11 protein-coding genes and 1 riboswitch are annotated in these 12,046 nt (G+C 47.8%); of the genes, 2 read left to right on the top strand and 9 right to left on the bottom strand.

Translation table 11 applies throughout. The features are described from left to right. Positions 1 to 37: 37 nt before the first annotated feature. From KCG43_RS10695 to KCG43_RS10660, 8 genes are all read right to left on the bottom strand, one after another. On the bottom strand, positions 38 to 2,260 hold the full coding sequence (locus KCG43_RS10695) for an FAD-dependent oxidoreductase (RefSeq protein WP_255557989.1): 2,223 nt from the start codon (positions 2,258 to 2,260) through the stop codon (positions 38 to 40). Positions 2,261 to 2,275: 15 nt separating this feature from the next. Next, on the bottom strand, positions 2,276 to 2,887 hold the full coding sequence (locus KCG43_RS10690; RefSeq protein ID WP_218384739.1) for a carboxymuconolactone decarboxylase family protein: 612 nt from the start codon (positions 2,885 to 2,887) through the stop codon (positions 2,276 to 2,278). 90 nt (positions 2,888 to 2,977) lie between these two features. Next, positions 2,978 to 3,370: a hypothetical protein gene (locus KCG43_RS10685; RefSeq protein ID WP_218384738.1), complete on the bottom strand. Its 393-nt coding sequence runs from the start codon at positions 3,368 to 3,370 to the stop codon at positions 2,978 to 2,980. 197 nt (positions 3,371 to 3,567) lie between these two features. Further along, positions 3,568 to 4,182, bottom strand: a complete 615-nt coding sequence (locus KCG43_RS10680) for a TfoX/Sxy family DNA transformation protein (RefSeq protein ID WP_192016576.1) — start codon at positions 4,180 to 4,182, stop codon at positions 3,568 to 3,570. Positions 4,183 to 4,313: 131 nt separating this feature from the next. Further along, positions 4,314 to 4,413: riboswitch (cyclic di-GMP riboswitch) on the bottom strand. Between the two features lie 213 nt (positions 4,414 to 4,626). Then, a complete protein-coding gene (locus KCG43_RS10675; protein WP_218384737.1) occupies positions 4,627 to 5,631 on the bottom strand; it encodes a substrate-binding domain-containing protein in 1,005 nt (334 codons plus the stop codon). A 436-nt stretch (positions 5,632 to 6,067) separates the two neighbouring features. Continuing rightward, complete coding sequence (locus KCG43_RS10670) at positions 6,068 to 6,889, bottom strand: heme ABC transporter ATP-binding protein (protein ID WP_192016578.1); 822 nt, start codon at positions 6,887 to 6,889, stop codon at positions 6,068 to 6,070. Beyond that, positions 6,886 to 7,932, bottom strand: a complete 1,047-nt coding sequence (locus KCG43_RS10665; RefSeq protein WP_370630682.1) for a FecCD family ABC transporter permease — start codon at positions 7,930 to 7,932, stop codon at positions 6,886 to 6,888. Before KCG43_RS10665 ends, KCG43_RS10670 begins: the two co-directional genes overlap by 4 nt. A gap of 43 nt (positions 7,933 to 7,975) precedes the next feature. After that, positions 7,976 to 8,812: a hemin ABC transporter substrate-binding protein gene (locus KCG43_RS10660; RefSeq protein ID WP_192016579.1), complete on the bottom strand. Its 837-nt coding sequence runs from the start codon at positions 8,810 to 8,812 to the stop codon at positions 7,976 to 7,978. A gap of 388 nt (positions 8,813 to 9,200) precedes the next feature. On the opposite strand from KCG43_RS10660, the gene hutX reads away from it, so the two are divergent. After that, positions 9,201 to 9,683: a heme utilization cystosolic carrier protein HutX gene (gene hutX / locus KCG43_RS10655; protein ID WP_192016644.1), complete on the top strand. Its 483-nt coding sequence runs from the start codon at positions 9,201 to 9,203 to the stop codon at positions 9,681 to 9,683. Further along, a complete protein-coding gene (hutZ, locus tag KCG43_RS10650) occupies positions 9,683 to 10,228 on the top strand; it encodes a heme utilization protein HutZ (protein ID WP_192016580.1) in 546 nt (181 codons plus the stop codon). Before hutX ends, hutZ begins: the two co-directional genes overlap by 1 nt. A 55-nt stretch (positions 10,229 to 10,283) precedes the next feature. Here the strand turns inward: hutZ and panP are convergent, their stop codons facing one another. Continuing rightward, positions 10,284 to 11,945 carry a pyridoxal-dependent aspartate 1-decarboxylase PanP gene (panP, locus tag KCG43_RS10645; RefSeq protein ID WP_192016581.1) on the bottom strand — a complete coding sequence of 554 codons (1,662 nt, stop codon included), beginning with the start codon at positions 11,943 to 11,945 and terminating at the stop codon, positions 10,284 to 10,286. Positions 11,946 to 12,046: the final 101 nt, after the last annotated feature.

Below are 12,046 nucleotides of genomic sequence, written 5' to 3'. Positions count from 1 at the left end.
GCTGCGATTGCCAACCCAAGTGCTATCCATGTCATTTTCATTGCTGATCCTTACTTTCCTGCAGATGAGCTTTCAGATTGTCGCTCTGTGATTTTTGTTGATGGCCGTTGTCGCCACCTCGCCGCCAGCGATGAAATCTCTCCAGCAATGCCAAAACCCGTTCCGGTTTATTGGCATTTTTCCATACACCTGCTGTGTATTTATTGGCTTCACTCATAGTGGGGTAAGGGTGAACCGTACCCAGAATTTTGTTCAATCCAAGCCCGTGTTTCATTGCCAGGGTAAACTCCGCGAGAAGTTCTCCGGCCTGGTTACCCACAATGGTGGCACCGAGGATGGTATCTTTCCCTTTTGGGGTCAATACTTTAATAAAACCATAGTCTTCACCGTCAGCAATTGCGCGATCTAAATCATTCAATTCATACTGAGTGGTTTCCGCGTCTATGCCCTGAGCTTGTGCTTCTTTCTCATTAATGCCCACACGAGCGACTTCGGGAGCCGTATAAGTCACGGCAGGCAGGACACGGTAATCCACTTTGAATGACTTAAACTGTCCGAACAGGCTGTTTACAGCCGCATACCAAGCCTGGTGTGCGGCGGCATGCGTTAACTGGAACGGGCCGGCAACATCTCCGACGGCGAAAATATTGGGATAGCGGGTTTGCAGGTATTCGTTAACGTCTATGGTTTTGCGTTCGTTCAGCGTGATGCCAAGTTCTTCCAGGCCAAAACCTGTAACATTGGCCACACGGCCTAACGCCAGGATGGCCGCATCAAATTCAACCTGATGCTGCTGTCCGTGATTATCCTCAAGGATGACATACTGAAGGGCTTCGCCGGAACCCGACGTTGCAGCGTCAAATTTTACCGCTTTGTGTTGCAGTTTAATGTCTACGCCGTCTTTCATCAGGCTGTCCTGAACCCGCTTTGCCACGTCTGCATCTTCCCGGACCAAGAGCTGATCTGTCATTTCAACCTGAGTGACCTGGCTGCCCAGGCGCTGAAAACTCTGTGCCAGTTCGCAGCCAATCGGGCCGCCACCCAGTACAAGCAGCTTTTTGGGTTGCTCTGTGATGGACCACAAGGTGTCTGAGGTCAGATAGCGTACTTTTTCAATACCCTCGATGGGCGGTACAACAGGTCGGGCACCGGTGGCTATAACTATGTTGCGTGTCGTGATGCGTGTGCCGTTGACTTCCACTTCCCAGGGAGAAAGGATACGCGCTTCGCCCTGAATGCAGTTTACCCCAAGCTCAGAGTAACGTTCGACGGAATCATGCGGTTCTATCCCTTTGATAACACGGTGAATACGTTGCATGACAGCAGGAAAATCCACCTGGGCTGGCTGGCTGCGAATCCCGAACTCCGGTGCCCGGGTGATAGTATGCAGAGTATGTGCGGCCCGGATCAGCGCCTTAGACGGGACGCAGCCGGTATTCAGGCAGTCACCGCCCATTTGGTGTTTTTCAATCAGAGTGACTTTGGCTTTGACGGCTGCGGCAATATAGGCGCTGACCAGCCCGCCGGCACCGGCACCGATCACAACCATGTTCTGATCAAAACGCTCAGGTTTTTGCCAGCCTTGATAGACCCTCCGCTGTTGGACGAAGGCCATGACTGCTTTGGCGATAAAGGGAAAAATACCCAGCAAAACCAAGGACAGCAGAACAGGCAAAGAAATCAGCCCGGACAGCGACTGAATCTCACCCAGCTGTGTCCCGGCATTTAGATAGACAGCGGTACCTGGCAGCATACCTAACTGGCTTACCCAATAAAACTGACGCGGGCGCATAGGTGTCAGGCCCATCAGCAGGTTTACCAGAAAAAAGGGAACGACGGGAATTAAACGCAGCGTAAAGAGGTAAAAAGCGCCGTCTTTTTCTATGCCACGATTAATCGCGGCCAGACGCAGGCCAAATTTGCGTTGCACCCAGTCTCGCAATAAGAACCGACTGGCCAGAAATGCCAGTGTCGCTCCGATGGAGCTGGCAAAAGAGACGATAAGCAGGCTCCACCAGAAACCGAACAGTGCAGCGCCAAGCAGCGTCATGATGGCAGCCCCAGGGAAGGACAAGGCCGTCATGACAACATAAATGAGGAAGAAAAGTCCGCTGGAGAGCAGAGGGTTTGCGGTAATGGTTGCCTGTAACGAATGCTGGTAAACCTTAGCCTGTTCCAGAGTGAAATAATCGCCGAGATCGAAAGCGAACCAGGCCACGATGGCGCTGACGATGAATGTCAGCAATAAGGGTTTTTTCATATTTTTCATCATTGATTATCTGCGTTGCTGTTGGTTTGCATTGCCATTCGACGGCTCTTGTTTTTGCTCAGTGTGTTTATGATCCTTTGTTAAAGGAATAGTGCAAAACGCCTGAGAAGGGACATCTAACGCAGTATTAAATTTCGCAGACAGGTTTTGAAAGCTGACTAATGCGGTTAACTCAACGATAGCATCTTCGTCATACCACTGTTTGAGGTCATCAATCATTGCTGATGTGACTTTCATGCCTGTTACAGTCATGGCTTCTGTATATGCAAGGACAGCTTTTTCTTGTGTATCGAACAGCGGGCTTTGCTGCCAATCAGGCAGAGATTGTACTTTTTCTACAGACTTGCACCGCTGCGCCAGTCGCATACCGTTGGCATCTATGCAGAATGCGCAGTCATTTAACTGTGAAACACGTACACAAACCAAGGAACGTATCACATCGGATACAGGGGATCGCTTTCGGTCGAGATAGCCAAAAAAACTGGCAACCAGATAAAAGAGGAAGGGGCGGCGTCCCCAAAGCAAAGCCGGGTTCAGGGGTTTGCCAAAGTGCCGTGTCTGCAGCCAGAGCAGTGGACGGATTAAGATCGAATAATGCTGTTTTGTGGTGATGCGCACCTGAAGCTCTCCGGATAAAGCGATTTAATAACACGACCGCGGATACCCGGACAAATTTCAGAAAACAGTCAAATTTGTGTGTTCTTGTTGTTAATTGACTGAAAGTTGAACACTGCGAGGGGCAAGGTGGTTCGCCGCTGTTTTAGGTTCGTGCTGTTTCAGCAACAAATAACTGCTTGTTATTACAGGTAGAAGTGCAATGAGCATGGTTTTGCCGATATGATAATTTCGGTACCAGTGTTTACGTGCTTTGACTTTCAATATGATGCCCCAGAAAAAAAGCAGCATATTGAGCGCAGAAGCAATAATGCTGGGGATCAGCACCTCGTTAACGTTAACTGCGTCAGTGTGCACAAGTGCGACAAGAAAGGCCGGAGGTAACAAACTGATGAAGACCAGGTAACGCATCAGTCTTGGCCATTTACAGAATTTGTCTCTGAAGATGTTGTCAGTCTGACCCGGAAACGGCGATGACGAACGCATGAAACCTCCCTTGGGTGGTGGCAAAACATACATTCTAAAGGTGACAGAGCTGAAGGGAAGCTAACTGATAATCTTGTAACTTGCGTTTGTGAGTTGAGTCTTCATTTTACACAGCCCTGACGGAGCGTCAGGGCTGGAAAGCAGGTTATAAACCGTCAGCGTTCATCACAGGTAATGAAACACTGACAGGGGAAACCTTAATGATGAGCACTTGAAGCTGATGTTTCCAGCTTTGACAATAGCTCATTTCGGCGTTGTGGGGTAATAACAGACCAGTGTTTACCACTGACTGCACCTTCCAATGCCCAGAGCAGATCCAGACTCAATGACTCGTGATGAGATTCCTGCAACGCTTGGAAAGCACCAATAGCACCGACCTCGAAGAGTTGATCAACAGAACTGATACCGGCTTTTTTGAGCATACGCTCATTGGCCAGACGCAGGTTAGGCAGATCTTTAATGCGATTAGGGCTAGCCTGCAGTTTTTTCTCTTTATCCGCCTGGGCAGCATTCAGAGAACGTTCTGCATGTTCCAGGATAACATCAGGGGTTTCCCACCAGTTATCCGGAATGGCATAGTGCTTCGTAACAACAGGAAAACCGCGTTTCTGGTAGACGTACGGTTTGAGGTCTGCTTGTTTGAAGGCTTCTTCATTTCTCGCATTAGCGCGCAGATGCAGCTTGTTGTTAACAACTAGAGCGAACATCGTTTCACCTGCGAAAATGCCAAACCCGCCAAACATAGAGCGAGATTTTATTTGACCAAATTTCTCAAATAAACGAATTGAATCTTTCAGTAATGGTTTGTCCATGCTTCTTTTCTCGGCAATTATTTTCAACAAAAGAAGTCACTTAACAAAGGAGCGAGGATTCAATTATGCACAAGATTATGAATGCTTTGTCATAGCTATGACAAAAACAGTCTATAATCTTCACTTCATCCATCGGCAACCCCGCTACCATGAGTAAAAGCTAATCAAGCAGTTACTTTTAGGCCGGAAGCTTTGCGTCCCATTCTTTCAAATGGTTTGCCTTGTTCGTGACTGTTTAATCATATATCAATAAGACTAATTTGATATGGATCGCACAAAAAAATTGTGAGGCTAATCGCAATAAAAATCGTATAAATTTTACAGAATGCGATGCATTGTCTCATTAATTCCCCCATGGCGTAGTAATATTCCATATGCAAATAGCCGATAGTCAAATTAATATCGGCTGCACGCTACATCACATGGAGGAAAATCGTTTATTTTTTACGTGATTCGTTTTACAGAATGGCGGACAACTAATTCCGGATTGATTTCAAATGTCTGGAAATCGTGACTTTTGCTTTTCACTCTTTCCATCAGGATTCCCACTGCCGTTTTGCCCAAACGCCGCTTCGGCTGGTGGATAGTGGTCAAGGGTGGGGAGAAGTAAGGGGCCAGATCTATATTGTCATAACCGATAATAGAAACATCTTCAGGCACTCTCACGCCGGCTTGCTCAAACGTGCTGATTAATGCCATGGCCATAATGTCATTGAAACAAAAAATGGCTGTTGGACGATCTTTCATAGCAATAAATTCATTGGCTGCAACAACTGCAGATTCACATTCGAAATCACCTTCAAGAATCCAGCTATCATTGACAGTCAGACTCGCTTCGCGCATCGCTTTATTAAAACCTTTCAGCCTTTCACGGCAGGTGGATTTATCTTTCTGGCCAGACAAGCAGCCGATTTTAGTGTGTCCATTGTCAATAAAATGGCGGGTTGCCAGGTAACCGCCCAGCTCAGCGTTATCTTGTATATTGTCCGTTTTGGGGCGGGCCGGACCCCAGTCCATGATCACCATAGGCAGATCAGGCTGTCGTTCTAATTGTTCCAGCAACTGATCATCCAGATCAGAGCACATGACCAGTAGCCCGTCGACGCGTTTTTCAGACAGCATGCGCAGATAATCTTTTTGCTTGTGGAGATTACCTTCAGTGTTACAAAGGATCAGCGTATATCCTGCCTTATAGCAGTATTCCTCGACACCATGCACCAACTCTGCAAAAAATGGATTGGTCGATTTGGTCACCAACATGCCGATTGTACTGGTCGTGTTGCATTTCAGGCTGCGTGCGACAGCACTAGGCGCATAATTCAGCTCCTCAACTGCAGTCAGGACTTTCTTCTGTGTCGCCTCCGCTACGAAGCGGGTTTTGTTGATCACGTGTGAAACTGTGGTTGTCGATACACCAGCCATACGTGCAACATCTTTAATGGTTGCCATAGTTGTTCTTCTAGTCTTCAGGCCCTTTGGGCCTCTTTGAGTCTTAATGTTGGCCAGACGTTAAAAAGCCGCTTTATGCATAAGAAAGCGGCAAGAAATGAATGACTCAGGCCTGGTCGTTAATCATGTTCTATCGGTGTTGTGCCATCTGACAATGTCTTGAAAAGATACCCACAACGCACTGTAAAAGAGAACCCGAAGGCTATCGCCCAAGGGAGCGTAAACCGGATAAAAGTTTGACCGCCATTACGCTTCGTTTCATCGGTTAATCGCTTGCGATCACATTTTACTGAGACTCACGCACAGTGCAACGTTTCTCTTGTTGAGTGGAATGATTCTTGATAGAGGTCAATAATAGGATGCAACAATTGTACGCAATTTTAGTGGTGTAAAATCAGCAGAAGGCACAGTTGAATGTGCCTCATGGTTTGTGGCGTTATGCCGACAGGACGACAGGGAAATGCCCGCGCGGGTGAGTCTCTATGATAACAGGGGCACCATACACGGATTGGATATGTTCCGCTGTTAATGTGTGCCAGGCATCGCCATCTGCTTGTATTTTACCGTGGTTGAGTAAGATCAAACGATCGGCATACTCAGCAGCGAGATTCAGGTCGTGAATAACAAGAATGACCGCGGCGCCATTGTCTGCCATTTTTTTTGCCAGACTTAAGCAGGTTTGCTGATGGGCAAGATCTAATGCAGAGGTGGGTTCATCCAGCATTAATAGACATTGATCACCGGCAGCGCTGAGTTGCGTCAGTACCCTTGCAAAGTGGACACGTTGTTTCTCTCCACCGGAAAGTGAAGGATAAAGCCGCTGGCTGAGATGACTGATACCCACATCGGCCATTTTTTGACGCGTTATGTGCTGGCTTTCTTTAAGACTGAGCTTTAAGGGCATAGTGCCCAATTCTGCAACTTCCTGAGCGGTAAAACCAAAAGACAGCGTACTGTGCTGGGGGAGCACGCCCATATGATGCGCCAGACGGTGGGCATCCCAGTTTTTACGATGCTCACCAAAGATGTAGATATTGCCTTTGGCATGCATTTCCCCCGATAACACTTTCAGCAAAGTACTCTTACCGGCACCATTAGGTCCGAGTAAAGCGGTCAGCTCACCACTGCGAAAACTAATGCTCAGATTATCGAGCAACACTTTACCGCCCAGTGCCAGCGACAGTTTCTCGGCCGATATTGCCACTGGCAGGTTTCTGGCAGCTTGCTTTTTGGGTTGACATATTATGTGGTGGATCATTGCAAACGACCTCGCTGTTTTGTAAGCAGGACGATAAAAAATGGCGCGCCCAGAAGGGCTGTGATAATACCTACCGGCAGCTCGGCGGGCGCGGCGACAACGCGGGCTAGCATGTCGGCAATCAACAGGATCAGTGCGCCCAGCAGTGCGGAAAGGGGCAACAGTGTTTTATGGTTAGGGCCAGTTAACATGCGGCCAAGGTGCGGCACAATCAGTCCAATGAAGCCAATCACACCGGAGAGCGAGACGGCCACGCCAACACCGGCTGCACACAATAGAACCAGTAAACGCTTCAATGCTTGTACATTGACACCTAAATGCTGAGCCTCAGATTCGCCCAATAAGAGGGCATTTAATGCATTTGCCTGGCGAGTGAACAGGCAGAACAGGGTGGCTAGAGTAACAAAAGACAGGGCAATACCTGGCCAGGTAGCCCCCGCCAAAGAACCCATAGTCCACAGTGAGAGATCACGCAGTGCCTGATCATCGGCATAGAAATTCAGCAGCCCGAGCGCTGCACCGGATAAAGCGCCAATCGCCACGCCAGCAAGCAACATCACTGTGACAGAGGTGCCGGTTTTATCTGTGCCGAGAAAGTACACAACCCAGGTTGTGATAGCGCCACCGGCAAAGGCAAAAACCGGTACGGTTCCAAGGGTCAGCAGCAGCGGGAATGACGCTGCCAGTGAGCCGAACAAGACTATGGCTAATGCAGCGCCTAAACTTGCTCCGCCGGCAACGCCTATAATGCCGGGATCAGCCAGCGGGTTTCGGAACAGTCCCTGCATGACCGCGCCACAAAGCGCCAGCACAGCGCCGATGGCAATACACAGCAGTGTGCGTGGTAAACGAACTTGCTGAATAATCAACTCAATATGGGGAGCCACTTTCTGCTGCCCCGGCAGAATAACCTGCCAGATGTCGGAGAACGAGATAGCCATTGGTCCGACAATGATGGAACAACATGCCGCAATGGCCAGTAACAGACATGTCGAGGGCATGATGGCTGACGTTGGCAATCGCAGTAATGACAACAGACGGATGCGTTGCATCCTTGAATTAGACATGCTTGGGTCAGACATGGTTTTACTGGCCATACAGAACCTGATTCAATCGCTCGGCTTCTTCAAGACTCTTCAGGTTCAAGCCGCCAATCAGGGCAGTACCGTCAATGGTATATAACGCATTGTTCTGACCAGCAGGTGTCGCTGCCAGTAAGGGTAAGCTTTTTAACAGACCGTTGAGTCCGCCTATCGACTGGCTGGCATGAGTACTTAGCAGGATGATATCAGGTTGCATCTCCACCATAGCTTCCGCAGATAAGGGTTTGTAAGATTCAATGGCTGTAGCCGCTGGATTCATGCCGCCTGCGAGCCTGATAACCGTATCCGCAGTGGTGTGGCGTCCCCCAACCATAGGTGCTCGCCCGGCATGAATGGTCAGAAAGAGAATACGTTTAGGTGTGTGTTTGTCTGCCAGACGCGATTCAATTCGCTTCACTTGCTGTTGAATCTGGCTGTTTAGCTGTGTTGCCTGGGCCTGTTTCCCCGTGAGTTGACCTACTTGCTCGACACGCTTGAGCAGATCATTAATGGTATCGCCCGAATTAAGGATGTCGACTGAGATACCCGCCTGGCGAAGCAGAGAGAGTGTAGTTTCAGGCCCCATTTCTTTAGAACCCACGACCCGGTCGGGCGTCAGAGCGATGATGCTTTCCGCAGAAAGCTGTCTGTGATAACCAAGGGTTGGAATGCCATTACCGGTATAAGCTTTACTGGTGATATCGACACCAACAAGCTGACTCTCTGCGCCCATTGCCACTATGAGTTCGGTAATGCCGGAACCTGCACTGATTATTCGTTCTTCTGCCCATGCAGATGTGGCAGCGAAGAAAAGAGCAACAGACAGTACGGCGCGTTTCATGAAAATCCCTCAATGTGATTGCAGATAGTCTTGATAAATCAAAGCAATATCAATTGCTTATGGAGTTCTGACAAAATATCTCAAATGAAATACAGATGAAAATCAATATCACACAAATGATATTGTTATCACAAGTGATAATTATTATTAATCGCGTCATTATCCATGAATGCTAAACAATATCAATTATCATTTGCAAAAGGACATAGAGCACCTTATCATTTTTACAAATACAATTAATTATCATTATTTTTTGTGTGTTGCTGTGCTTCTGCATGCCGATAAGGCTGACAGGCTATGAGGGCCGACTTTGCAAGCAGCATGATGAAGGAGAGCGTGAGTGTTTGAGAAATTCAGTTTGGCAACGCTGAAAACAGAAGTTGGTGCGATGCTGGAAGAAAACCCGAATTTGCACGCAGTGCTGATAGCGGAAAAGCTGGGTGTGACTGAGGGCGAAATCATCCTGGCCTTACCGGATGAACTTGTTACCCATATTGCAGGGGAGCATGCTCAGGCTATTTTAGAGGTGCTGCCGGAGTGGGGAATGATGACAACCATTGTTCACTCTATGGGATCAATCTTTGAAGTAAAGGCGCCATTTCCGAAAGGTAAAGAAGCGCGTGGATACTACAATCTGATTGGGAAAGCGGGTGAAATGCATGGCCACCTGAAGCTTGATCGCGTGTCGGATGTGGTTTTAGTCAGTAAACCTATGCAAGGAAATGAAAGTTATTTCATTGGTTTTCTGGCAGACAATGGTGAGTGTATTTTTAAAATTTACCTTGGCAGGGATGAAAAGCGACAGCTTATCCCTGAGCAAGTTGAGAAATTTAATTCGTTGAAACAGGCTTTTGTTGGAGAAGAAGTGTAATGAGCGAAGTGAAACAAGAACGTCTGCAAAACCGTCTGGAGCCACAAATTCAGGCGTTCAGAGATGCTTGTCAGACACTGCAGTTGGCAACAGTAGACTCAGAAGGAAAGCCGAATGTGAGCTATGCGCCATTTGCTTTGTTGGATGACGGATACTATGTGCTCATTTCGAAAATCGCCCGACATGCCCGAAATCTGCTGGAAAATCCGCAGGTATCTCTGATGATGATCGAAGATGAAGCAACCTCTAAAACGATTTATGCACGTACCCGTTTAACATTCGAAGCCAATGTTGTACTGGTAGAACGTGACACTGAGCGCTGGCAATTGGGTGTTACAGCGTTAAAAGCGCGTTTCGGTGAGATTGTTGACGGGCTGAGTGGCCTGGAGGATTTCAAACTATTCCGTCTAGAGCCGACTCACGGCCTGTTTGTTAAAGGTTTCGGCCAGGCATTTCAAGTGACTGGTGATGATCTGATCGATTTTGTCCACCTGACGGAAGGGCATAAGCGCATTGATGATAGCGATGATGTAAAGTCAGCCTGATAGCTATTTATACAAAAAAACGGACAGTTTACTGTCCGTTTTTTTATGGTGCGTTTTAATGACTGAGATTGGCTTGAGAAAGAATGCGCGCTGTTATTGCGTTAATCTTTGGCAAGCTTTGCTGGCTGGTTAATGCCAACTGCTTCTGCTCTTTGAGCACATCACTCAGAATGTCTGGTGTTGTCAGAGGGTTAGCCAGTACCACACGAAAGACTGTAGTGATCCGGCGATCCCATTGTTCTGGCATCAAACGTGTTCGCGAGACAAAAGACTTACCCGATTCACGCTGACGTTTCTGGATGTACTGAGTCAGATCGTTCAGGGCTTCGTGAATGGCCTGTTTGTCTTCATCGTTAGCAATAGCCAGTGCCTTTTGTGTATCTTCAGGCACGTAACGATAAGTCAGCAAGCACAGCTCTGGTGCTGATATCAGTTCAAACTCGGGGTCAGATTTGATCAGCTCAGCAAAGTAGCGGGCTTTCTCGATACTGTTGTTGATCAGTAATTCATATCCCTGGCGGCTGATAATATTCAGGCTGGCAAACACCAGCATCGCCATACCATTTCTGGATCCTTCAAGCGTATGGCTGCCAAGATCTTTGGAGCCTTTACGGAGTATGTATTCTGCATGATGTTCAATTGCAGCCATAGAGGCGGGATTTTTAAAAATCACCATACCCGCACCCATAGGGATATACAGCTGTTTATGGGCATCAATGGTTACTGAATCTGCTCGCTCGATGCCTTTCAGTAATGGACGGTATTTATTGGACATCAAGGTCGCACCACCCCAGGCCGCATCAACATGGAAATGGCAATTGTGCGCGAGAGCGATATCGGCTAATTCATCCAACGGATCGATGTTGCCTGTTTCTGTCGTTCCGGCAACGCCAACAATCGCAAAGGGTTTGATATTTCTGGCTTTGAGACTTTCGATGGTGTTCTGCAGATCTTCGGTACAGATCTTATTATTTTCGTCGGTTTTGATCGCAATCAGGCAGTCTCTGCCAATGCCGAGCACATCGGCGGCTTTTTTCAGTGAATAATGCCCGCGTTCCGACACCAGTACAGCCAGATCATCATAGCCGTAATGTTTCATCGCCCGAAAAAGGCCTTCCTGCGCGACCCCTTTAAAATCACCTTCTGGCTTTAGCAGGTTGTTACGGGCAACCCATAGTGCGGTGATATTCGCTATTGTTCCGCCCGAACAAAATGCGCCTAAAGAATGTTCAGCACTGTGCATCCAGCGTTGATAAAACGCATCTCTTTCACCGTAGATCAGATTGTGGAGAATCCCCAGTACCTGCCGCTCAAGTGGCGTGAAGGCCTTTGAGGTCTCGATTTTCACCAGGTTCTGGTTGAGGCCAATCATGATCTTTGACAGCGGCATCAAAAAGTAGGGCAGAGCCGATGTCATATGACCAATGAAAGTGGGTGCGGATGTGTGAACAGACTGAGCAACCAATTTTTCCAGTAAGAAATGTGTATGTTCAGAGACAAAACTGGGTTGCTCTGGCACAGAAGCACAAGAGAAATCTTTTTCAATTTCAGTCAGCGGCTTTTCCTGGGCGGCAATGTGAGTCTGTAAAAAGGCGTTGAGGTTTTCGGAGATCTCTTTCTCGATCCGACCAAGCGTGGAGTCGGGGGCTTCCGGCACGGTAAAGATACGGTGCAGGGTATCAAGAGATGCTTCAGCTTGTCTGTTTTCCACTGCCATAATGAGTTGTTACTTTTAGTTAACGTCGGCAAATCCGGCTAATTTACTGGAAATGAGGATAATTGTCTTGAAATTTTTATCAGAATGCACCGAACGTGTCA

Origin of the sequence: Photobacterium sp. WH24 (assembly GCF_019204055.1) — a bacterium.
GTDB lineage: Bacteria > Pseudomonadota > Gammaproteobacteria > Enterobacterales > Vibrionaceae > Photobacterium > Photobacterium arenosum.
This window is presented reverse-complemented; position numbering and strand designations above follow the sequence as displayed.